Below are 21997 nucleotides of genomic sequence, written 5' to 3'. Positions count from 1 at the left end.
AGTCACTCGGAGTCGGTCGCCTCAGAGTTCAGCAGCGTCAGCCCGGTGGTGCCGATGGGCTCGAATCCACCGATGGCGTCCGGCCGGTACCCGGTGAGCATCTCGCGGTGGAAGAGCGGGTAGATCGGAACCTCCTCGGAGATGAGGTCGAAGGCCTCGTTCCACAGCTGCTGCTGCTCGTCACCCTCGGTCCGGACGGCTTCGTCCAGCAGGCCGTGGAACTCCTCGAAGCTCTCACTCTCGCTCCAGAAGGACCTCTGTTGGGTCCAGATGTTGTTCCCGTACCACCAGTTCAGCAGCAGGTCGGGGTCACTACCGAACACCGAGGGGTCACCGGGCGCCAGGGCGACGTCGTAGGTGGGGTCCTCCACGTCGGTGTAGTTCGCGTAGAGCGAGGCGGAGGCCTCCTCCTGGATGCTGACGTTGATCCCGACTTCACGGAGATCGTTCTGGATCTGCGGAGCCAGTGCGGTGATCCACCCGTGGTCGGTGGTGACCAAGGTGAGCGAGAGGTCATCCACGCCGGCCTCGTCCAGGAGCTCCTGGGCCCTCTCCGGATCGTGGTCGTAGACGTTGGCCGCCTCGTTGTAGTGAGGGTGGTCCTCAGGCAGGAAGGAGGTCGCGGCCTGCGCTGTGCCGGACATAGCATTGTCGATGAGCTGGTCCACGTTCACGGCGTAGTGGACCGCCTGCCGGACCCGCGGGTCGTCGAAGGGCTCCTTGGTGGTGTTGAACATCAGGAATGGCAGGTTGAAGCCCTGGACGGATTCGACCTCGGCTCCCGCCCCGGTGACGACGTCCCGCATGTCGGCGGGCACTGCTTCCGCGACCTGGACGGTCCCCTCCTGCAGCGCCGTGGTGCGCGCGGTGTCGTCAAGGATGACCTCCCACTCCATGGCCTCGGCCTGGACAGGTCGAGGACCGTTGTAGTGCTCGTTCGGGACGAAGTCCACCGAGGACTGCGAGATGGACTCGTAGGCCCAGGGTCCAGTGCCCACCGGCTGGCTCGTGAGCTCCTCGTCGGAAGCGTCAGCCGAGACGATCTTCACCAGGGCGAGGCGCTCCTTGATCAGACTGAAGGGGTGCTCAAGAGTGATCGACACCGTGGTCTCGTCCACTTCTGTCACCTCGTCGATAAAGCTCAGCATGGGCCCGTAGATGTTGTCCGGGTCGGCGGACTTCTCGAACGAGGCGACGATGTCGGCCGCTGTGACCTCTTCGCCGTCGGAGAACCGAGCCCCATCCCTCAGCGTGACCTCGTACTCGGTGTCGGAGATCTCTGTGAGCTCCTCGTCGGCCGCGAGCGCCGCATACGGCTCACCGGTGGTCATGTCGAGCTCGAAGAGCCCTTCCATGACGTGCCAGTTCGAACCCATGGCCAGCGCCGAAGCAGTGGAGGAGGGATGATAGTTGTCAGTCTCATAGGCCACGGCGGCAGTGAGCGTGGTGGTGCCCCCATCGCCACCCTCGACCCCCGGTGCGTCTGCGCCGCAGGCGGCCAGCGCCAATGCGGTGATGGTCATCCCTGCGAGGGTGGGGACCCCCCTGGCTGTGATGCGCATGTAACATGTCCCTTCGATGAGCAGATCTCAGATGTCTGACATCTGACCTAAATGCGAGTAGGATCAATATATGACTTCAGACACACCGACGCAAGTGAGCAAGGACACACCTCAGGACCTGCTGCAGAATCTGCTGGGCTCAGGAGGAGAGGAGGGCCAGCCGCTCAGCGGCATCGAGATTGTCAGCCGCTCGGCGGCGACCACGGACGCCATCAAGGCATACATCCTGCGTCGTGGACTCGGCCCAGGGGACCCGCTCCCCACCGAGGCGAAGCTCTGCGCGGACCTGCAGGTCTCGCGTTCCTCAGTACGGGAAGCGCTGCGCAAGCTCCAAGCCCTGGACATCGTCGTGATCAAGCAGGGGCGGGGCACTTTCGTCGGGGAGATGTCACTGACCCCGATGGTCGAAACCCTGGTCCTTCGCTCGGCACTGGGGCAGCGGTCGAACACCGCCTCACTGCGCGAAGTGGTCAAGGTGCGCCGTTATCTGGACCTGGGCCTGACCCATGACACCGTCAGCACACTCTCGGGGACCACGAACCCGGACCTCCGGGAGTGCGTGGACGAGATGAAGGCCAAGGCCGTCCGCGGCGAGAAGTTCATGGACGAGGACATCGCCTTCCACAACGGTCTGCTCGAGCGGATCGACGGAACCCTGGCCCAGCAGCTCACGGCCTCCATGTGGCTGGTGCACATGGCCGTCGTCCCAGACCTCGGTCCCTCTCCCAGTGAAGGTCAGATCAAGACGGCGGAGGCCCATGAGCATATGCTTGATGCCGCAGAGGCCGGGGACGCCACGGCCTATCAGCAGGCCGTGTGGGACCACTACGCCCACCTGGAGGATCTGCTGACGGACTGAGTCATCCGACCCACCGTGGGCTCAGCCGGACCGAAGACCACGGCAAGCAGATCGCGAGCCTCACGGCAGCCCCGCCCGTGACGCTTCGACATGCCCGTGGAGTCATCCCCTGAGGAACGGCCTCCATCCCCGAGACCCCACTCAGCAGCGCTCACCCCTCTGGGGCGACCCTGCGCAGCTGCCGAGCTGATGCCGCCTGTAGCACGGCCCGGTAGTACTCGCCGTGACGGAGGTCGGCGGCCGCAGCCTCATCGCAGACGACAGTGGCACGAGGATGCCACTGCAGCACCGAGGCCGGGCAGTTCGCCGAGAGAGGGCCCTCAGCAAGCGCAGCCACGGCCTGCGCCTTGCCGGGGCCGATGGCCAGCAGGAGTAGGTGCCCGGCGTCGACGATGGTCCCCAGCCCTTGGGTCAGGACATGCCGAGGTACCTCGGAGGCTGAACCGAAGAAGCGGGCATTGTCTTCCACCGTCTGCGAGTGGAGGGTCTTGAGGCGGGTGCGAGACACCAGCGAGCTGCCCGGCTCGTTGAAACCGATGTGACCGTCGGTGCCTACGCCCAGCACCTGGATGTCCACCCCGCCGGCGTCCGTGATCGCGCGCTCATACTCCTGTGCCGCAGCCCACAGATCCTGGGCGGAGCCGTCGGGCCCCAGCACCTGGTCATCCGCGATGTCGATCTCACGGGTGAACTCGCGCCGGATGGTCTCCCGATAACTCTGCTCGTGGCCCGAAGGAAGACCGACGTATTCATCCAGGAGGAAGGCCCGGCAGCCTGCGAAGCTCAGGCTCGACGAGCGATGACGGCGAATCAGGTCCCTGTACATCCCCAACGGCGTGGAACCGGTGGCGAGCCCCAGAGTGGCCCCCGGGCGGACATATGACTCAAGGATGTCCGCGGCACGGCGGGCCACAGCCTGTTCATCCTCGAGAATCACCATCTCCATCGCCCGCTCCCTTCCGTGCTCCACAGCTCGTGCTGAGGCTTCATCACTGCAAGCTTATATGTCAGACATCTGATGAAAAGACTATCAGGATGGAGTGCACCGTCAGCGATGGTTCGTCTTCACATGTCCCACCTCATCGGATGAGGCTGGTTTTTCCTTCCTGAAACTCTGCGATGCCCACGGCGAAACACCGGGTTGGAATCGTAGAGCCCACCGTGAGGCCCCGCCTCACACGCCAGACCAGGTTCCACCACGTGCCCGCCATCGAGCGGAGGAGAGCAGGACACCATGACCCCGCAGCCCTACAGCACCGGACCCCTCACTGACACCGAGCAGCACCGCTCCGGACCGCCGGACGCGGTCGCCGCGGCCCCCGACGACCGCCTGGTCGTGGAGCGCGGCCGCTGGATCACCAACTGGCAGCCCGAGAATTCCCGCTTCTGGGAGGGCCCAGGCCGGGTGACCGCCCGGATCAACCTCATCTGGTCGGTGTTCTGCGAGTTCCTGGGCTTCGCCGTCTGGCAGCTGTGGTCCGTCACCGTGGTCTTCCTCCCCCAGGTGGGCTTCGACCTCACCACCTCCCAGCAGTTCTGGCTCGTCTCCCTGCCGCCGCTGGTCGGGGCGACCCTGCGCATCCCCTACAGCTTCACCGTCGCCATGTTCGGCGGACGCAACTGGACCATCGTCTCGGCCCTGCTGCTGCTGATTCCCACCCTCGCGATGGCCTTCAGCCTCGGCAACCCCGACACCCCCACCTGGGTGCTGTTCGCGATCGCCGCGGCCGCCGGTTTCGGCGGCGGGAACTTCGCCAGCTCGATGGCCAACATCACCTTCTTCTACCCGGCCAAGGAGAAGGGCGCCGCGCTGGGCATCAACGCCGCCGGCGGAAACCTCGGCGTCGCCGTCGCCCAGTTCACCGTGCCGATCGTGGTGACCGCCTTCGCCTTCGGAACCTTCCAGCCGAACCTGCCCATGGCAGGGATCTTCTGGATCCCGTTCATCCTCCTGGCCTCCTGGGGCGCCTGGAAGTACATGCACAACCTCTCCCACGCGAAGAACGACCTCAAGGGGTCACTGTCCACGCTGAAGGAGAAGCACCTGTGGGTCATCGCGATCCTCTACATCGGGACCTTCGGCTCCTTCATGGGCTTCGGCTCGGTCTTCCCCACATTGATCAACATGACCTTCCCGGAGTTCTCCAGCTTCCAGGTCCTCGGCGCCGCGCTGTCCCTGGCGTTCATGGGTCCTCTGGTCGGCTCCCTGGCCCGCCCCTACGGCGGCAAGCTGGCCGATCGCGTCGGCGGCGCCCGGATCACCTCCCTGTGCTTCATCCTCATGGCCGGCGTCACGGCTCTGGTGGTCCTCACCCTGCCGATGGCCAGCTTCTGGCTCTACCTGCTGCTGTTCCTGACGCTGTTCACCCTCACCGGCATCGCCAACGGCTCCAGCTACCGGATGATCCCGCTGGTGTTCAAGCTCTCCGTGAGCCCGGACGACCGGGTCGGCCACGAGCGCAAGGCCTCGGCGGCGCTGGGCCTGATCGGCGCCGTCGGCGGCTACGGCGGCTTCGCCATCCCCCAGATCCTGAACTTCTCCCACAACGCGACCGGCGGATTCGACGTCGCCTTCTGGTGCTTCGCGGCGGCTTACATCGGCTTTGCAGGACTGACATGGGCCGTTTACATGCGACCGGGGACAATCTTCGCCAGGGCCAACGTCTGACGAGCCGCGACTGACGAGCCCCCGGCTGACCCCTACCCCACCAGGAGCATCCCGCGATGACCCCCACGGCGCACACCCGCACAGTGCAGACCCACTGTCCGTACTGCGCCCTGCAGTGCGCCATGGACCTCACGGTGGACGAGCAGCCGGGAGCACCGGACAGCTTCAGGGTCGACGGCGCCACCTTCCCCACCAACCGGGGAAGGCTGTGCCGCAAGGGCAACACCGCCGCCGAGCTGCTGACCCGGCGTCAGGACCGACTCACCGCACCCCTGCTGCGCGGCGACGACGGCGAGCTGCACCCGACCACCTGGGAGGCCGCCCTGACGCATGTGGCCGCCGAGATCCGCCGTATCCAGGCCGAGCACGGGCGCGACGGCGTCGGCGTCTTCGGCTCCGGAGGCCTCACCAATGAGAAGACCTACGCGCTGGGGAAGTTCGCCCGGGTGGCCCTGGGCACCGCGCAGATCGACTACAACGGCCGGTTCTGCATGTCCTCGGCCTCGAAGGCCTCCACGCTGGCCTTCGGGCTGGACCGCGGCCTACCGTTCCCGCTGACGGACCTCGATGCCGCCTGCACCGTGCTGCTGCTGGGTTCCAATGTGGCCGACACGATGCCGCCGTTCGTGCAGCACCTGGAGGGAGCTCAGACCTCCGGAGGGCTGATCGTGGTGGACCCGCGGCGCAGCGCCACCGCCGAGCTCACCGCCGACGGCGGCGGCCTGCACATCGCCCCGGCACCGGGCGGGGACCTGATCCTGCTGCTCTCCGTGGCCCAGGTGGTCCTGGAGGAAGGCCTGGCCGCCGAGGACTACCTGAGCCGGCGGGTCACCGGGTTGGACGCGTTCCGACGCTCCGTGGCCCACTGGTGGCCCGAGCGCGCCCAGGCGGCCACCGGCGTCGGAGCCGATCAGATCCGTCTGGTGGCTCGCCGGCTCGGCCACGCCGCCCGGGCCGCGCGCGCCGGGGGCGACCCCGTCTACATCCTCACCGGGCGCGGGGTGGAGCAGCACAAGGACGGCACCGACACAGCCCGGGCGGCGATCAGCCTGGCCCTGCTGCTGGGGCTGCCCGGCAGCCGCGCCGGCGGCTACGGCACGCTCACCGGGCAGGGCAACGGGCAGGGCGGTCGGGAGATGGGCCAGAAGACCGACCAGCTGCCCGGCATCCGCTCCATCACCGATCCGACCGACCGCGCCCACATGGCCCGCATCTGGGGTGTGGACGAGGGGTCCATCCCCGGCCCCGGCCGGCCCGCCGCCCAGCTGCTGCACACGATGGGCCACGACGACGGCGTGAAGGCGCTGCTGGTCCACGGCTCCAATGTGGCGATCTCCGCCCCCGACGCCGGCCGCGTGGTGGAGAACCTGCGCGCCCTGGACCTGTTGGTGGTGGCCGACTTCTTCCTCTCCGAGACCGCCGAGGAGGCCGACGTCGTGCTCCCGGTGCTGCAGTGGGCCGAGGAGGACGGGACCATGACCAGCCTGGAAGGCCGGGTGCTGCGCCGTCGGAAGCTGGTGGAGCCGCCGTCGTCCGCGGAACCGGACTCCGGGCCGCGCTCGGAGCTGTGGATCTGGCACGACCTCGCCCGGCGACTGGGGCTCCCCGACGGTTTCCCCGTGGACCCGGCGGAGGTCTTCGCCGAGATCCGCCAGGCCACCGAGGGCGCCGCCGCCGACTACTCCGGCCTCGACTGGGATCTCATCGACGCCGGCCATGCCCCGTACTGGCCGGTCCCGTCGGCGGCCCTGAGCGGAGAGGCCTCCCTGACCGGGGAGCCGATCATCGGCACCACCCGGATGTTCCTGGAGCGTTTCGCCCACCCCGACGGGAAGGCGCGGCTGGCCGCCATCACCCCCGGGAGGGTCCCGGCACCGGCCTCCGGAGAGCTCACGCTGACCACCGGCCGACACATGGAGCACTATCAGTCCGGCACCCAGACGCGGCGCGTCCCCGCCCTGTTGGACACCCATCCGGAGGCGACGGTCTCCGTGCATCCGGCCACCGCCCGGGAGCACGGGCTCGACGACGGCGACCAGGCCGTCATCGCCAACGCCCAGGGGGAGATGACCGCGACGGTGGTCTGCGACGCCGGGATCCGCACCGACACGATCTTCGCCCCCTTCCACTACCCCGGCGCCGGCACGGCGAACCTGCTGACCCAGTCGCTGACAGACCCGCAGAGCCGGATGCCCGAGTTCAAGAACACCCCGGTGACGCTGCGTCCGGCCCAGGCGCCTCGCACGGCGACAGCCGGGGCGACCGGAGGCACTGAGCCTGCCGAGACCGCACCTTCGAAGGAGACCCGCCTGTGACGTCCCCGTCGACCTCCCCCCGCTCCGCTGCCGACGCCTCCCCCGCCGGTGACTCTCCCACCGGCAGCTCCGCCGCCGAGCAGGCACCCCACGTGGTGGTGCTGGGCTTCGGTCCGGTGGCCGCCCGCCTGCTCGAGCAGCTGCGGGGCGACGTCGTCGCCGGTCACCTGCGCGTGACCGTGGTGGGCTCCGAGTGCGTCCCGGCCTATCAGCGGATCAGGATCGGCGACGTCAGCGTCGGCCGCAGCGAGCCGGAGGACCTGGCCCTGGCCGACGAGGTCGAGCTGGCCGAGGCGGGAGTCGACGTCCGCTGCGGGGTCACCGCCACCGCCGTGCATGCGGCCTCGCGGGTCGTGACCCTCGACGACGGGGGCATCCTCCACTATGACGAGCTGGTCCTCGCCACGGGCGCGGAGCCCACCGTCCCGCGGATGACCCTGGAGATGCGCCGCGACGGCCACATCGACGCCGAGCTGACGATGAAGGCCAACGGACGCTCCGCCGGGTCCCGTTCCCGGGCACCGGGGGCGGAGTCGCAGGAGCCCCGCCGGTACCCGGACGGAGTGATGGCGCTGCGAGACCTCGACGACGCCCGACGCATCCGCGAGATCGTCGCCCGCCGCGAACGGGCCGTGGTGCTCGGCGGCGGCGTGCTCGGAGTGGAGGCCGCCCTGGCGATCGCAGAGGTGGGCGGTGAGGTGACGCTGCTGCACCGCGGCACCGTGCCGATGGGCCGACAGATCGACACCGACTCCGGGATGCTGCTGCGCCGTCAGCTGGTGGACGCCGGCGTGGACGTGCGCTCCGCCTGCGATGTGAACACGGTGGTCGCCGACGACGGCAGACTCACCGCGGTGCGGACCTCGCTGGGCGAGAAGATCGACACCTCGCTGCTGATCACCTGCACCGGAGTGCGTCCCCGGGACGAGCTGGCCTCTGATGCCGGGCTGCCCACCGCCTGGGGCGTGGTGGTGGATCGACACTGCCGCAGCACCGGGGATCCGCACGTCTTCGCGGTGGGCGACTGCGCCGCCGTCGAGGGGCGTGACCCCAGCGGGCTCATCGGCCCCGGTTGGGAGCAGGCTGAGGCGGCTGCCAGCGCCATCCGCGCCGACCTGGGTCTGGCGGTGCCCCCGGAGCGTGACGCCGCCGGCCGTCCCGTGGATCTTCGCGCATCGGTGACGAGCGATGACGCCCCCCAGACGGTGGACGTGATCCTGGTGAAGTCGAAGACGTTGTCCGTGGCCTGTGCCGGGGAGACCGCCGTGGATCCCTGGGACCCCGAGTCGCCGACCGTGTCCACCTGGTCCGATCCCCGGGCCGGACAGTATCTGCGCATCGTCACCGAGGGTGATCGCCTGCTGGGGTTCGTCTCAGTGGGGATGCCGCGCTCCGCGGCCGAGCTGGCGCTGCATTGCACCCGCGGCACCCTTCCGGTGGCCGACCGCACCGCCCTGCTCGCCGCCGAGCACGCCAGCAAGGAGGCCGAGCTCGGGCCCGATGACGTGCTGTGCCGCTGCTCCGGGGCGACCGCCGGTCAGGTGGAGGAGGCGGCGTCGTGCTGCGACACCGTGGAGGAGGTCGGGGCAGCCTGCCGGGCCGGCACCGGCTGCGGCACCTGCCACCGGAGCATCGAGAAGATGTTGGAGGCCGCAGCCGAGCCCGCCGTGGTCTGAGGCCCCTCCATCCGGGGTCCCCTGAGCGGGCACACGAGCGTCGAGGAGTCACTTTCCGGCACCCCTCACCCCGCCTGACACGCGTCAGGCGGGGTGAGATGCACGGGACGTGACTCCTCGACATGAAGACCAGACCAGGAAGGCGGGCAGGAGCGCCCCGGCCCGCCTCTGTCACAGGATCACATGGACCATGCCCTCGGCGTCCACATCGACCCCGTAGGCCCGCAGCCCGAGCCCGTCCTCGCTGAGGCACTGCCCGGACTGCAGGTCATAGACCTGCTTATGGATCGGGGAGGCCAGCGTCGGTCGACCGCCCTTGGTCCCCACGATCCCCCGGGCCATCACATGGGCCTTCGCGAAGGGGTCCCACTGGGAGACCGCGAACACACGGTCTCCGGGGACACGGATCAGGGCGATCTGCACACCCGCGACCAGGGCGGCCTCACCCCAGAAGGGCTCGAGGTCCTCCAGCCGGCAGACCGCGTGGCGCCCTCCGGACGACGCCGGAGCGTCGGTGAGCGTCAGGTCGTGATCTTCGGTGAGATGCAGTGCTGTGGTCATGCGTCCACGCTAGGCGCGCGGGGTTTCCCCCATCGTGCGCGCGTGTTTCCCCGCCGTGAAACGTCCTTCAGCACCCCGAGTCACCACGCTGAACGCCTCGTCATATTGGCTTTACAAAGGCGATACGGCAGGGAAATCGCCCCTCCCTACGCTGGATCCAACCCCGAGCACAGGGCACCGTGACGGTGCCTCTGACGCTCTTCTCGACCGGCAAGGTGAGGATCATGTCTGCACCCAGCACAGCGACCCCGACTCCGAGCGACGCCGAGACGCGGCACATCGTCGTCGTCGGCGGCGGCCCGGCGGCCCACCGGCTGACCGAGGCCCTCGTCTCCCGTGAGCTGCCCGGCACGCGGATCAGCGTCTTCACCGAGGAGACGCTGCCGCCCTACGACCGCGTCGCCCTCTCCAAGCGCTTCGAGATCGACGACGATCTGCTCCTCGGCGAGCCGTCCCTCTGGGAGCACCCGGCCGTGGTCCTGCACACCGGCCGGCCCGTCACGGCGATCGACGTCACCGCACAGCGCATCTCCACCTCCGACGGCGAGACCCACGGCTACGACGAGCTCGTCCTGGCCACCGGCTCCTCCGCCCCGCGGCCTTCGCTGGAGGGCGCCGAGGAGATCGCCGTCTACCGCACGCTCGACGACGTCGACTGGCTGCGTCAGCGGGTGGCCGACCTCGCCGTCGCGCTCGGCCGCACCCCGCAGTGCGCCGTCATCGGCGGCGGCCTGCTCGGCCTCGAGGCCGCCGGCGGGCTGAAGGGCCTGGGCGCGCAGGTCACCGTGGTGCACTCCAAGCCGTGGCTGATGAACGCCCAGCTCGACGAGTTCGGCGGCCGCACCCTGAACCGCCTCCTGGAGAAGGAGGGCTATGACCTGCACTGCGGCGAGCGCCCGGCGGGTCTGGAGATCCGCGACGGCGGCGCCGCTCCCGCCGGCGGCGAGGACGCCTCCCCGCGTCCGCACCACACGTTGACCTTCCCCACCATGGAGCCCGTGGAGGCGGATCTGATCGTCGCGGCGATCGGCATCACTGCCCGCGACGAGCTCGCCCGTGAGGCCGGGCTGGAGATCGGATCCCGCGGCGGCGCGGTCATCGACGCCACCTGCGCCACCTCGGCGCCGCATGTGTGGGCCATCGGCGAGGTGGCCTGCTTCGAGGACATCTGTATGGGCCTGGTGGCTCCGGCCAACGCCATGGCCGAGGTCGTCGCGGACCGGCTGGCCGGCGGGGCGGCCGAGTTCGACGGCTTCGACACCGCGGCGAAGCTCAAGCTCGCCGGCATGGACGTGGCCTCCTTCGGCGACGGCTTCGCCGAGACCGACGGCGCGCTGGAGGTCGTCTACGCGGACCCGGCCGGCGGCGTCTACCAGAAGTTGGTGGTCTCCGAGGACGCCAAGACGCTGCTGGGCGGCATCTTCGTCGGCGACGCCTCCCCCTATTCGTCGCTGCGGCCGCTGCTGGGCCGCGAGCTGCCTGCCGAACCGGGCGCCTTCCTCTCGGCGGCGGGCGGGGAGGTCGCCGATCTGGACCTGCCCGACGACGCCCAGGTGTGCTCCTGCAAGGACATCTGTGCGGGCACCATCCGGAAGGCCGTGGTCGGCGACGGAGCCACCCCGCCGTGTGCGGACATCGGGGCGCTGAAGTCCTGCACGAAGGTGGGCACCCAGTGCGGCTCCTGCCTGCCGATGGCCAAGAAGATCATGGAGAAGGAGATGGTCGCCCAGGGGATGGAGGTCTCCACCGCCCTGTGCGAGCACTTCGACCTCTCCCGCGCCGGACTCTTCGAGGCGGTGCAGGCCACGGGACTGACCTCCTTCACCGAGATCATCGAGCGCTTCGGCACGCCGGCCGATGCGAGCGTCAACTTCGGCTGCGACATCTGCAAGCCGGTCATCGCCTCGGTGCTGGCCGCCCAGCATGACGAATACATCCTCGACGACGGCCGCGGCACACTCCAGGACACCAACGACCGCGCCCTGGCGAACATGCAGAAGGACGGCACCTACTCGGTGGTGCCGCGGGTGCCGGCCGGCGAGATCACCCCCGAGAAGCTCGCCGTGATCGCCGAAGTCGCCCAGGAGTTCGACCTCTACACCAAGATCACCGGCGCCCAGCGGATCGACATGTTCGGCGCCCGGCTCGAGCAGCTGCCGATGATCTGGAAGCGCCTCGTGGAGGCCGGCTTCGAATCCGGGCAGGCCTACGGGAAGGCCCTGCGCAATGTGAAGTCCTGCGTGGGCTCCACCTGGTGCCGCTACGGCGTCCAGGACTCGGTGGCGATGGCCATCGAGCTGGAGATGCGGTACCGGGGACTGCGCTCCCCCCACAAGCTGAAGTTCGGCGTCTCCGGCTGCGCCCGCGAGTGTGCGGAGGCCCGCGGCAAGGACGTGGGCGTCATCGCCACCTCGGAGGGTTGGAACCTCTATGTGGGCGGCAACGGCGGCGCCACTCCCGCCCACGCCGAGCTGCTGGCCAAAGATCTCGACGACGAGACCCTGCTGCGCTACATCGACCGGTACATCATCTACTACGTGCGCACCGCCGACAGGCTCCAGCGCACCGCCCGCTGGATGGAGGAGCTGCCCGGCGGGGTGGACCACGTCCACGACGTCGTCGTGAAGGACGCCCTGGGCATCGCCGAGGACCTGGAGTCCGCCATGGCCACCCACGTGGACCGCTACGAGGACGAATGGGCCGCCACGCTGCGCGACCCCGAGAAGCTGCGGCGCTTCCGGAGCTTCGTCAACGCGCCCGACGCCCCGGACACCGGGCTGGCCTACGTGGTGGAGCGGGACCAGCGGCGCCCGGCCACTGCGGAGGAGGTCGAGGCCGCCGCCTCCGGCCAAGGGCCCGTGCTGCTCTCCGGTCCCCGCATCCCGGTGCGTGAGGATTCTGGCACTGACTCCCGCCGCGACGACGGCGGCGAGCCCGTCGGTCAGCCCGCCGGTCAGCCGGTGGGGGTGCGGTCATGATCGGGCACGTGACACTGGTCGGCGGGGGGCCGGGTGCGGCGGATCTGATGACCGTCCGCGCTCGGGACGCCCTGGCTTCCGCCGACGTCGTCTTCTACGACCGTCTCGCCCCCACCGATGACCTGCCCGGCTGGGCGCCGGGGGCTGAGCTGGTCGACGTCGGGAAGCGGCCTGGACATCACCGGGTCCCGCAGGAGACGATCCAGCAGATGATGATCGACTCAGCACAGGCAGGCCAGGCCGTGGTGCGGCTCAAGGGCGGAGACCCGTTCGTCTTCGGCCGCGGCTGCGAGGAGGTCGCCGCCTGCCGAGAGGCCGATGTGCCGGTCACCGTGGTGCCGGGGATCTCCTCGGCCATCGCGGTCCCGGCCGCAGCCGGCATCCCGGTCACCGCCCGCGGCGTCTCGAAGGCGTTCACGGTGATCTCCGGGCATGATCCGCTCAGCGAAGAGGAGCTGGCCGGTCTCGTCGGGCTCGGTGGCACCACCGTCATCCTCATGGGTGTCGGCACGCTGGGCCACACGGTCTCCGGGCTGCGCCGCCACGGATTGGGCGACGACGTCCCGGTGGGCATCGTGGAGCACGGCTTCAGCGCCGACCAGCGCGTGTCGATCGCGCCGCTCGGCGAGATCCTCGGCGTGGCCGCGCACGCGCGGATCAGCCACCCCGCGGTGCTGGTGATCGGCGAGGTGGTGCGACTGGCCGCCGTCGAACCCCTGACGGGAGAGGCCGCCCACCCGGTGTCTGTCAGTGGGCCGACGGCGAGCGCGGGCGTCCAGCGGATCCGTGCGTTGGCGGGGGCCGTGCTGTGAGCCCGTCGCTGAACACCACCCGGCCCTCCGCCGGCGCCGCCTCTTCGGACCCCGCACGCTCCGGCTCCGCCGGCAGCGCCTCCTCCCCCGCCCCGCCGGCGTCGGCGGCGCTGCCCCAGTCCTTGGCCGGTTTCCGCATCGGAGTGACCTCGGACCGCCGCAGCGAGGACCTGATCTCGGCCTTCGAGCGCCGCGGCGCGGAAGTCATGCATGCCCCGGCGCTGCGCATCGCCCCGATGACCGAGTCGGTGACCCTGCAGCGGGACACCCGCCTGGTGGTGGAGGCGCGCCCGGACCATACGATCATCACCACCGCCTACGGGATGCGCCGCTGGGCGGAGGCCGCCGACGCCTACGGGCTGGGCACCGCGCTGCATGAGGTGCTGGAGGGCTCCAGCATCCTGGTGCGCGGACCCAAGGCGCGTGGTGCAGTGCGCGCCGCCGGGCTGGATGACGACGGCGCCGCCGACGACGAGCGCACCGCCACTGTGGTGGACATGCTGCTGCAGAAGGACCTGACCGGCACCACCGTGGCGTTCCAGCTGCACGGACGCACCGATCACGAGCAGATCGCCCGCATCGAGGCCGCCGGAGCCCGGGTCATCACCGTGATGCCCTACATGTGGGCCAAGCCCGCCGAGGACTCGGCGCTGCTGCGGATGATCGACGCCGTGATCGAGCGTCAGCTGGACATCGTCACGTTCACCGCCGCGCCCGCCGTCGACGCGTTCCTGGAGGTCGCCCACCAGTACGGCCGGGCGGCCGCGCTGCTGGAGGCGTTCCGCTCCGACGTCGTCTCCGCGGCAGTGGGGGACGTGACCGCGGCCCCGCTGCACGAGGCCGGGGTGCGGCCGATCATCCCGTCCCGGTGGCGGCTGGGCGCGATGATCCGGCTGGTCTGCGACCACCTGGAGGAGCACCAGACCCTGCGCGTGGACACCCGGCACGGACCGGTGGAGCTGCGCGGTGCGGAGGTGCGGTTCCCGGAGGTGACCGATCGGCCCGTGCGCCTGGCGCCGGGGCCGCTGGCGCTCATGCGCGCCCTGGTCAAGGCCGAGGGCGCGGTGCTGTCCCGGGAGCATCTGTTGGCGGTGCTGGGGCACTGCGACTCCGAGCACGCCCTGGAGATGTGGGTCTCCCGCCTGCGCAAGGCTCTGCCGGTCTCCGGAGTGGTGTCCACAGTGGTCAAGCGCGGCTACCGGCTGGCGGTCTGAGTCTGGTGCGCGTGGCCGCTGCCGAACGCGCTGCCATCGCGTCTCACGAGGTGTCCGCAGGACGTCCGATGCCCAGTGACGCGATGACGGTTGCCGCAGAGGCCAGGCCGATCAGCATCACATAGACGGCGGGAAAGGAGCCGCCGCTGACGAGGACGGCAGCGATGAGCGCCGTCACGACGCCGATGCCCATGCTTTCCCCAGTCTGCAGTGCGGAGCTGACAGTGCCCTGTTCGCCGGGGTCAGCGAGGGCGAGAGCTGCGCTGGACAGGCGTGGGTACGCCGTCCCCATGCCGGTTCCCATCGCCACGGAGGCGATGACGACGCTCCACAGCGGTATGTCCGTGACGATGTAGACGAGCACCGTGGCAGGCCCTGTGCCGACCAGCATCGTGGCGATCAGGACGAGTCGGCGATGGGACGTCTGCGTGCTCGGACGACGTCCTTGGATCCATGCGCCCAGCGCCCACCCTCCGGCGGCGGCGGCGATGACCAGACCAGCGGTCGTGGGCGGATACCCACGGACGGCCTGCAGGTAGAGGGTCAGATAGAGGTCAGTGGCGGTGGCCGTCGCGCCGAGGACGGCCCGCAGGGCGATGGGGCGCTGCGGCGCACCTCGCAAGGTGAAGGTCCCCTTCGGCAGAAGGCTGCGGGCGGTGAGGAGGAGCGCCAGAGACACCCCTCCGACGATGACGGCCGTGCCAGGGCCGTCGCTCTGTCCGCTGAGATGCAGGACCGCCAGCAGTCCGGCCGCGAGGACCGCGACCACCCCTTTGCGTCCGACGATCCCCGCTGACAGAGATCGTCGCGAGGATGCCCTGCGTAAGGCCGCGGCTTCCCGGGATGGACGCGTGGCGTGCAGCAGGCAGAACAGGGAGACGGCCGCCCCGAGGAGGACGACGCCGAACACCGCTCTCCAGTCCATGAGCTCGGCCATGGCACCGGCGACGACCGGCCCGGCCAGGGAGGGGACCAGCCATGCGCTGGTCAGGAGCCCGAACATCTGGGGGCGGACGGCCTCCGGGATGTGCCTGGCGATGAGGACATAGAGGATCACCGAGTCGATCCCTCCTCCGAGCCCCTGCAGAAGTCGCCCGATGATGAAGACCGGGACGTCCCAGGCCAGGACGTTCAACATCACACCGAGCAGGAAGATCGTTCCACCGATCATCAGCGGTGTGCGCGGCCCCGCCCGGTCGGCCCAGTTGCCTCCGACGACCATGCCGACCAGTGCGGTCGTGATCGTCGCCGCGTAGGCGAAGGAGTACCAGCCGATGTCTCCGAGGTCTGCGACCGCCACAGGCAGGATGGTGGTGACGGCGAAGGATTCGAAGGCGATGAAGGTCATCAGAGCCAGCACGCTGGCGATGAACGGCCAGGTCTGTGTCGTCCACAGTCGGTGCTGACGCGTCGATGCGCGGGCCGTCACCGTGCCTGCCCGATCTCGAGGACGACCTTGCCACGACCGTGGCCCGTCTCGACATCTCGGTGCGCTGCGGCCACCTCGTCGAGCCCATAGGTCCGGCGCACATGGACCTCGAGCTCACCCGAGGTGACACGTCGCATGAGATCGGCCAGTCGCGCCGCGTCACGACGACTGCGCACGATCCGGCATCCGAGCTCGACGGCCAGGGCCATGTCCACGATCGTGGCGATGCGATCACGATCCGCCACCAGGTCGACAGCCGTGCGGAGGTTCTCGTGGCCCGCGGCGTCGAAGACCACGTCCACCCGGCCGCCCAGGGCGCGGATGCGTTCGGCCTGGCCCGGCCCGTAGGTGATCGGGACGGCGCCCAAAGATCGCAGGTAGGCGTGGTTCACCTGGCTGGCTGTCCCGATCACCGTGGCCCCTGCGCGGACGGCCAGCTGCGTGAAGATGGTGCCGACCCCACCGGCAGCGCCGCAGACCAGCACGACGTCATCGGCTCCGATCCTGAGGTCCTCGAACGCCGTGTGGGCCGTCTGCCCCGAGGCTGACAGGGCCCCCGCGACCTGCCAGGGGACTCCGGCGGGCTTGGCCACGATCTGCGATGCGGGCACGGCGACGTACTCGGCGTAGCAGTTCAGCAGGGCGAAACCGGCAACCTCGTCACCGGCGCGGACACCCTCCACCTCGGAGCCGACCTCTTCGACGACGCCGGCGAACTCATTGCCGAGGATCTGCGGAAACTCGATCTCTGCTCCCGGAGGTCTCCACCCTGCCCGGATCGCAGCATCCGTGAGCTGCACGCCGGCGGCGAGGACCCGCACCAGCACACCGTCCGACGACGGTGAGGGACGCGGCATCTCGCGCACTCGCAGGACCTCGGCCGGGCCGAACTCGTCGATCGCGGCGGCGCGCACCGTCCCGCTCATCGGACCGCCCCCGCCGCTGCCACGAATCGCACCAGGTCCTCGACCGGTGCGGCACCGGAGAGCCGACGTCCATCCGGCGCCATGACAGTCGGCACCGTCTCCACCGACAGCCTCTGCGCCTCGGTGAGGTCGTGAGCCACCTCCTCGGAGAAGGCGCCACCTGCCAGCGCGCCGTCGATCTCCTCGGGCCTGAGCCCCCACCCGATGGCCACAGCGCGCAGGACGTCAAAGTCACCGAGCCGCTGATTGCGGGTGAAGTGCGCGGCGAAGGTCGCGTCCCACGCCGCCTCAGCATCGATGTGGTCTGTGACCGCGGCGAGCTTGAGGAGACGGTGGACCGGACGCGAATCGAACATCAGCGCACCGTCGACGGCGAGGTCCAGGCCTTCGCGGCGTCCTTCGGTGCGAAGGCGCCGGCTCGTGGACTCCCACTGCGCGGACGACAGCCCCCACTCGCTCGTCGCGACGTTCGCCGTCGTCTGACCCGGGCTGACCGGGCCGTCCGGTTCCAGCAGGAAGCTTCGCCGCCGCACACGCAACGGTTCGCCGAGGACGGAGGCGGCACGGCGCAGTCGACGCAGTCCGATCCAGCACCAAGGACAGCGCACATCAGCCCACACATCGAGTTCGATCATCGTCTGCTCCTTCGTCGGGATCACGTGCAGTACAGTCGACTACGTCAAGTTGACTTGATGTCAAGCGAGCCGCTGAGGAGGGGACACCGTGCCGCAGGTCCCAGAGGACATCGTCTGGCTCAAGCCGGGCCAGATCGCCGAGCGCGCCGGAGTCGCGGTGTCGACGCTTCACTACTACGAGTCGATAGGGCTGATCCGCAGCCGACGAACCTCGGGCAACCGGCGTGAGTACCGGCGCGACACGCTGCGGGTCCTCGCCTTCATCCGCGCGTCCCAACGCGTGGGCATCAGCCTCGACCGCATCAAGGGAGCGTTGGACCAGCTCCCCGAGGATGGGCTCCCCACCACCAGAGACTGGGCGCGGATCTCTCGTGAATGGAGGGACGACCTCAATGAGCGGATCGAGCATCTCACCGCTCTGCGCGACCGCTTCTCCCGCTGCATCGGCTGCGGATGCCTCTCCTTGAAGTCGTGCCCGTACTCCAATCCCGACGACATCCTGGGAGCCGATGGCCAGGGCGCCCTCCGGTTCCCCTAGTCGGTCACCCTCCGTCCGTCCTCCTCGAGGCTCCAGCAGGCCGGAACCAGCCTGCCGCGGGGTACACTCGTGACGGAACGAGGTAGACAGATCTACCTATTACCGGCTGAGGAGACGCGATGAAGGACCTGACCGCCTACTCCGTCCTCACGTTCGACTGCTACGGCACGCTGATCGACTGGGAGACGGGCCTCTCCACTGTGCTGACCGACTGGGCGCGCGAACACACCCTCGAGAGGAGCCCCGAAGACCTCCTGCAGGCCTACTCGGCCCAAGAGGCGGCCGTGATGCGCGAGCACCCCACCTGGCTCTACCCGGAGGTCCTCGCCGAGGCGTTCCGCCGCACCGGCGAGGACCTCGGCGTCACCGTCAGCGAGCAGTGGGCGCGGCGACTCGGCGCGTCCGTGCCCCAGTGGCCAGCCTTCCCTGACTCCGCCGAGGCGCTCGCCGCCCTGGGCCGTCGGTACGACCTGGTCATCCTGTCCAACGTCCACCGCGCCGGCTTCACCGGAAGCAACACGCACCTCCGCGCCGACTTCGCCACCGTCATCACCGCCGAGGACGTGGGCGCCTATAAGCCGGCCGCCCCACATTTCGAGGCCCTGGAGTCCTGGTTGGCGGAACGAGGCACTCCCCGCTCAGACGTGCTCCACGTGGCCCAGAGCCTGTTCCACGACCACGTGCCGGCCCGTCGGCACGCGCTGGACTCGGTGTGGATCAACCGCCGTCACGCGCAGCCCGGCTGGGGCGCGACCCCGGAGCCTGCCGAACCATGGAGCTATGGCGCCGAGTTCCGCTCCATGCAAGAGTTCGCCGCCGCCGTCGAGGCGGCGTTCGACGACGGCGGGTCATGACCGGCGCCGAGCCGTCCGCAGCGCGACGGGGCTCCGCCCGGACCCGCCTCCTGGAGGCCGCCGCCGGGCTATTCTATGCCGAGGGCATCGCGGCGACCGGCATCGACAAGGTCATCGCGGAAGCGGGCGTGGCCAAGAGGAGCCTGTACAACAACTTCTCCTCCAAGGAGGAGCTCGTGCTGGCGTACCTCGAGTGTCGGCACCAGGAGTGGATGGAGCTGTACCGGCACCGCGCCCAGGGCGCCGACCGTCCGGAGGACGGCGTGCTCGCCGTCTTCGACGCCTACCTGGACCATGCGGAGGCGGCCTACGTCCACGCGTTCCGCGGATGCGGGCTCCTCAACGCCGCAGCGGAGCTGCCTGCCGGGGCACGCGGGCGGGAGGCCGTACGCCGCCACAAGGACGAGGTGGAGCAGATCCTCGGCTCGCACCTCGAGCGCCTCGCCCCTCGCCCCCTCGCGCAGGAGACTGCCGAGCAGCTCTCCTTCCTCCTCGAAGGTGCCATGAGCCGAGCGGGCCTCGACGGGAGTCCGGACCGCCTGCGGCGCGCACGCCGGATGGCCGAGCGGATCCTGGCAGGCCTCGGGCGTGAGCCCTGAGGTCAGCGCTGATCCTCGAGGCACTCCCGCAGCGCCTCCCCCATGAGCCGGCCGGCGTCGTCGAACTCCTCCGTCCGAGGCCCGCAGTAGCTGATCCGCACATGGCTGGCCGGCGCTTCGGCGGGGAACCATTCGTCCCCGCCGGCGACGACCACGCCCTTCTCCTCACAGCGGCGCACGAAGGCTCCCGCCTCCGGCAGTCCGGGCAGGTGCAGCCACAGGTGCAGGCCGCCGCGCGGGATGTGCTCCAGCTGTGCGTCCGGCGTGTGCTGGTGGACCGCGCGCACCAGCAGGTCCCGACGGCGGCCCAGCTCCTCGCGCAGCCCGCGCCGGTGGGTGCTCCATCCCGGCTGGGTGACCACATCCAGCGCCACCGACTGGAGCACCGCACTGACGTACAGGGACTCCGCCTGGCAGGCGCGCAGAATCCGCTCGCGCGCCGGGCCGTGGGCGACGACGGCGGCCACGCGCACCGAGGGTGAGACGCTCTTGGTCAGCGAGCGCAGATGGACCACATGGCCGTCCGGATCCTGGGCGGCCAACGGCGCGACGGCGCCGTCGATCCCGAAGTCGTGGGCGTAGTCGTCCTCGATCAGGAACGCCCCCTGGTCCCGGACGACGTCGAGGATCTGGCGACCTCGGGCCGGACTCCACCGGGCGCCGGTGGGATTGGCGAAGGTCGGCTGGGCATAGAAGGTCCGGGCCCCGGAACGGATGAGCGCCTGGCGCACCTGCTCGGGGTCGGGGCCGTGCGGCCCGGTGGGCACGGGAATGATGCGCGCACCAATGTGCCGGGCGGCGAGGATGGCACCCCAGTAGGTGGGTGACTCCATCACCACCGGCTGATCCCGACCGATGAGGGCCCGGAACACGGCGACCAGTCCGCTCTGGCTCCCTGGAACGATGAGCACATCACGCGCCGAGACTCCGGATCCCCCGGCCTCTGCCGCCATCAGCTCCTGGGCGAACCAGGCCTGGAGCTCCGGGAGCCCGGCGGCCGGCGGTCGCTGCAGCGACGAGTCGGTGCGGCCCGCCCGGGACCAGGCCGACTGCAGCAGCCGACGCGGCAGCAGCCCTGGCTCGGGATACCCGACGTGCAGGGGGATCGCCTCGGGCGAGGCTGACCGCAGCGTGGCCGGTGCGGCGGCGGCCACGGGGTCGCTCAGGCTCAGGGCTGCGGTCTGCCACCGATGGTCGCGGCTCGCCGCTGGCCGTCGGGGACGGACGAAGGTACCCACCCCGGGACGGCTCTCCACGAGCCCGAGGCCGACCAGCCGCCGTACCGCCGTCTGCACGGTGACGGGGCTGACCTGCAACTCGGAGACCAGCCGACGGCTGCTGGGCAGGCGCGCTCCCACCGGGGCCTGCTCGATCCATCGGCGCAGATGCTGCTCCACTCGACTGCTACTATCAGTCATGAGACCTCATGATACCGCTATTGTCAATGGCCCGACTGCGCTACTGGTCCGGCGAGCGGGGTTGTGGTGGGGACTGCTCGGCGTCGCCGCCTTCTCACTGACCGTCCCGTTCACCCGAATCGCCGTCACGGAGACCGGCGCAGAGACAGGCGCCGGGGCGGGCGCGCTGGACCCGCTGTTCGTCGGCGCCGGACGCGCCGTCGTCGCGGGCCTCCTGGCGGCGCTGGCCCTGCTGCTCGCCCGCCCGCGGGCGCCGAGGGGCCGACAGTGGTGGCGCCTGTCCGTGGTGGGCCTCGGCGTCGTGCTGGGCTTCCCCGTGCTGACCTCGATGGCCCTGACGGCGACGACGGCGAACCACGGCGCGATCGTCATCGCCGTGCTGCCGGCGGCCACCGCCGTGGTCGTCGTGCTGCGCACCGGCGAGCGACCGGGCCCGCTGTTCTGGCTCGCCACGACGGCGGGCGCGGCGGCCGCCGTAGTCTTCGCCCTGACCCACAGCGGGCTGGGACCGCTGCACTGGTCGGACGTGCTGCTCTTCGGCGCCGTGGTGACCGCGGCCTTCGGCTACGCGGAGGGCGGGCTGCTGGCCCGGGAGCTGGGCTCCTGGCAGACGATCTCCTGGGCGCTCGTGCTCGCCCTGCCGGCGACGGCGCTGCTCACCACCGTCAGCCTCGGCGGCCAGGCTCCTCAGGCCTCCCCGATCCAGTGGGCGAGCTTCGGCTACCTCGCGGTGGTGAGCATGTTCCTGGGCTTCTTCGCCTGGTACCGGGGGCTGGCTCTCGGCCCGATGGCGCAGGTCAGCCAGATCCAGCTCACCCAACCGGTGATGACGCTGGCCTGGGCGGCGCTGCTGCTCGGCGAGACGATCACGCCCGCCACCGTCATCGGCGGCGCAGCCGTGGTGGCCTGCGCGGCGACGGCCGTGCGGGTGCGGCTCCGGGTGCGGTGAGTCT

General features: G+C 70.1%; 18 protein-coding genes. 11 read left to right on the top strand and 7 right to left on the bottom strand.

What is annotated here, in order from left to right; translation table 11 throughout:
- Window positions 1-2 precede the first annotated feature (2 nt).
- Window positions 3-1523, bottom strand: coding sequence for an ABC transporter substrate-binding protein (locus SD455_RS05820; RefSeq protein ID WP_445507516.1), 1521 nt, complete (start codon window positions 1521-1523; stop codon window positions 3-5).
- Window positions 1524-1632: 109 nt separating this feature from the next.
- Here SD455_RS05820 and SD455_RS05815 point away from each other — a divergent pair, with 109 nt between their 5' ends.
- Window positions 1633-2421, top strand: a complete 789-nt coding sequence (locus tag SD455_RS05815; RefSeq protein ID WP_445507515.1) for a FadR/GntR family transcriptional regulator — start codon at window positions 1633-1635, stop codon at window positions 2419-2421.
- A 151-nt stretch (window positions 2422-2572) separates the two neighbouring features.
- On the opposite strand, the gene nagB is transcribed toward SD455_RS05815, so the two are convergent.
- Entirely contained in the window at window positions 2573-3367 is a 795-nt protein-coding gene (nagB, locus tag SD455_RS05810) for a glucosamine-6-phosphate deaminase (RefSeq protein WP_445507514.1), read from the bottom strand.
- A 288-nt stretch (window positions 3368-3655) separates the two neighbouring features.
- On the opposite strand from nagB, the gene SD455_RS05805 reads away from it, so the two are divergent.
- The 3 genes from SD455_RS05805 to SD455_RS05795 are packed head-to-tail and all read left to right on the top strand — an operon-like array spanning window position 3656 to window position 9080.
- Window positions 3656-5089 (top strand): MFS transporter, encoded by a 1434-nt coding sequence (locus SD455_RS05805; RefSeq protein WP_445507513.1) that lies wholly within the window; start codon window positions 3656-3658, stop codon window positions 5087-5089.
- A gap of 56 nt (window positions 5090-5145) precedes the next feature.
- Window positions 5146-7404 carry a molybdopterin oxidoreductase family protein gene (locus SD455_RS05800; RefSeq protein WP_445507512.1) on the top strand — a complete coding sequence of 753 codons (2259 nt, stop codon included), beginning with the start codon at window positions 5146-5148 and terminating at the stop codon, window positions 7402-7404.
- Window positions 7401-9080, top strand: coding sequence for an FAD-dependent oxidoreductase (locus SD455_RS05795; RefSeq protein ID WP_445507511.1), 1680 nt, complete (start codon window positions 7401-7403; stop codon window positions 9078-9080). Before SD455_RS05800 ends, SD455_RS05795 begins: the two co-directional genes overlap by 4 nt.
- A gap of 171 nt (window positions 9081-9251) precedes the next feature.
- On the opposite strand, the gene nirD is transcribed toward SD455_RS05795, so the two are convergent.
- Complete coding sequence (gene nirD / locus SD455_RS05790; RefSeq protein ID WP_445507510.1) at window positions 9252-9641, bottom strand: nitrite reductase small subunit NirD; 390 nt, start codon at window positions 9639-9641, stop codon at window positions 9252-9254.
- A 224-nt stretch (window positions 9642-9865) separates the two neighbouring features.
- On the opposite strand from nirD, the gene nirB reads away from it, so the two are divergent.
- The 3 genes from nirB to SD455_RS05775 all read left to right on the top strand — a co-directional run bounded on the left by nirB (window position 9866) and on the right by SD455_RS05775 (window position 14645).
- Window positions 9866-12619 (top strand): nitrite reductase large subunit NirB, encoded by a 2754-nt coding sequence (gene nirB, locus SD455_RS05785; RefSeq protein ID WP_445507509.1) that lies wholly within the window; start codon window positions 9866-9868, stop codon window positions 12617-12619.
- Window positions 12616-13431 (top strand): uroporphyrinogen-III C-methyltransferase, encoded by an 816-nt coding sequence (gene cobA / locus SD455_RS05780; RefSeq protein WP_445507508.1) that lies wholly within the window; start codon window positions 12616-12618, stop codon window positions 13429-13431. Before nirB ends, cobA begins: the two co-directional genes overlap by 4 nt.
- A gap of 110 nt (window positions 13432-13541) precedes the next feature.
- Complete coding sequence (locus SD455_RS05775) at window positions 13542-14645, top strand: uroporphyrinogen-III synthase (protein WP_445507546.1); 1104 nt, start codon at window positions 13542-13544, stop codon at window positions 14643-14645.
- Window positions 14646-14688: 43 nt separating this feature from the next.
- Here SD455_RS05775 and SD455_RS05770 read toward each other — a convergent pair whose 3' ends face one another.
- Genes SD455_RS05770 through SD455_RS05760 form a run of 3 tightly spaced genes read right to left on the bottom strand, consistent with a single transcriptional unit; the run spans window position 14689 to window position 17635 of the window.
- The gene (locus SD455_RS05770; RefSeq protein WP_445507507.1) at window positions 14689-16074 is read right to left on the bottom strand and encodes an MFS transporter; all 1386 of its coding nucleotides are present in this window, start codon (window positions 16072-16074) and stop codon (window positions 14689-14691) included.
- On the bottom strand, window positions 16071-17000 hold the full coding sequence (locus SD455_RS05765; RefSeq protein WP_445507506.1) for an NADP-dependent oxidoreductase: 930 nt from the start codon (window positions 16998-17000) through the stop codon (window positions 16071-16073). Before SD455_RS05765 ends, SD455_RS05770 begins: the two co-directional genes overlap by 4 nt.
- Window positions 16997-17635 (bottom strand): DsbA family oxidoreductase, encoded by a 639-nt coding sequence (locus SD455_RS05760; RefSeq protein WP_445507505.1) that lies wholly within the window; start codon window positions 17633-17635, stop codon window positions 16997-16999. The genes SD455_RS05765 and SD455_RS05760 overlap by 4 nt, the downstream gene beginning before the upstream one ends.
- An 88-nt stretch (window positions 17636-17723) precedes the next feature.
- Between SD455_RS05760 and soxR the strand changes: the two genes are divergently transcribed.
- From soxR to SD455_RS05745, 3 genes are all read left to right on the top strand, one after another.
- Entirely contained in the window at window positions 17724-18173 is a 450-nt protein-coding gene (soxR, locus tag SD455_RS05755) for a redox-sensitive transcriptional activator SoxR (protein ID WP_445507504.1), read from the top strand.
- Window positions 18174-18292: 119 nt separating this feature from the next.
- Entirely contained in the window at window positions 18293-19027 is a 735-nt protein-coding gene (locus SD455_RS05750) for an HAD-IA family hydrolase (protein WP_445507503.1), read from the top strand.
- Window positions 19024-19626 carry a TetR/AcrR family transcriptional regulator gene (locus SD455_RS05745; RefSeq protein ID WP_445507502.1) on the top strand — a complete coding sequence of 201 codons (603 nt, stop codon included), beginning with the start codon at window positions 19024-19026 and terminating at the stop codon, window positions 19624-19626. Before SD455_RS05750 ends, SD455_RS05745 begins: the two co-directional genes overlap by 4 nt.
- 2 nt (window positions 19627-19628) lie before the next feature.
- Here SD455_RS05745 and SD455_RS05740 read toward each other — a convergent pair whose 3' ends face one another.
- Window positions 19629-21044 (bottom strand): aminotransferase-like domain-containing protein, encoded by a 1416-nt coding sequence (locus SD455_RS05740; protein WP_445507501.1) that lies wholly within the window; start codon window positions 21042-21044, stop codon window positions 19629-19631.
- On the opposite strand from SD455_RS05740, the gene SD455_RS05735 reads away from it, so the two are divergent.
- Complete coding sequence (locus SD455_RS05735; protein WP_445507500.1) at window positions 21043-21993, top strand: DMT family transporter; 951 nt, start codon at window positions 21043-21045, stop codon at window positions 21991-21993. The two genes, SD455_RS05740 and SD455_RS05735, sit on opposite strands and share 2 nt — an antisense overlap.
- Window positions 21994-21997: the final 4 nt, after the last annotated feature.

This window comes from Nesterenkonia sp. K-15-9-6 (assembly GCF_052656005.1).
This window is presented reverse-complemented; position numbering and strand designations above follow the sequence as displayed.

Excerpts from the sequence above, each read along its gene's own strand:
- SD455_RS05820 (WP_445507516.1), bottom strand. The coding sequence starts at position 1,523 with ATGACCATCACCGCATTGGCGCTGGCCGCCTGCGGCGCAGACGCACCG.
- SD455_RS05815 (WP_445507515.1), top strand. The coding sequence starts at position 1,633 with ATGACTTCAGACACACCGACGCAAGTGAGCAAGGACACACCTCAGGAC.
- nagB (WP_445507514.1), bottom strand. The coding sequence starts at position 3,367 with ATGGAGATGGTGATTCTCGAGGATGAACAGGCTGTGGCCCGCCGTGCC.
- SD455_RS05805 (WP_445507513.1), top strand. The coding sequence starts at position 3,656 with ATGACCCCGCAGCCCTACAGCACCGGACCCCTCACTGACACCGAGCAG.
- SD455_RS05800 (WP_445507512.1), top strand. The coding sequence starts at position 5,146 with ATGACCCCCACGGCGCACACCCGCACAGTGCAGACCCACTGTCCGTAC.
- nirD (WP_445507510.1), bottom strand. The coding sequence starts at position 9,641 with ATGACCACAGCACTGCATCTCACCGAAGATCACGACCTGACGCTCACC.
- nirB (WP_445507509.1), top strand. The coding sequence starts at position 9,866 with ATGTCTGCACCCAGCACAGCGACCCCGACTCCGAGCGACGCCGAGACG.
- cobA (WP_445507508.1), top strand. The coding sequence starts at position 12,616 with ATGATCGGGCACGTGACACTGGTCGGCGGGGGGCCGGGTGCGGCGGAT.
- SD455_RS05765 (WP_445507506.1), bottom strand. The coding sequence starts at position 17,000 with ATGAGCGGGACGGTGCGCGCCGCCGCGATCGACGAGTTCGGCCCGGCC.
- SD455_RS05760 (WP_445507505.1), bottom strand. The coding sequence starts at position 17,635 with ATGATCGAACTCGATGTGTGGGCTGATGTGCGCTGTCCTTGGTGCTGG.
- SD455_RS05750 (WP_445507503.1), top strand. The coding sequence starts at position 18,293 with ATGAAGGACCTGACCGCCTACTCCGTCCTCACGTTCGACTGCTACGGC.
- SD455_RS05745 (WP_445507502.1), top strand. The coding sequence starts at position 19,024 with ATGACCGGCGCCGAGCCGTCCGCAGCGCGACGGGGCTCCGCCCGGACC.
- SD455_RS05735 (WP_445507500.1), top strand. The coding sequence starts at position 21,043 with ATGAGACCTCATGATACCGCTATTGTCAATGGCCCGACTGCGCTACTG.
- SD455_RS05740 (WP_445507501.1), bottom strand. The coding sequence starts at position 21,044 with ATGACTGATAGTAGCAGTCGAGTGGAGCAGCATCTGCGCCGATGGATC.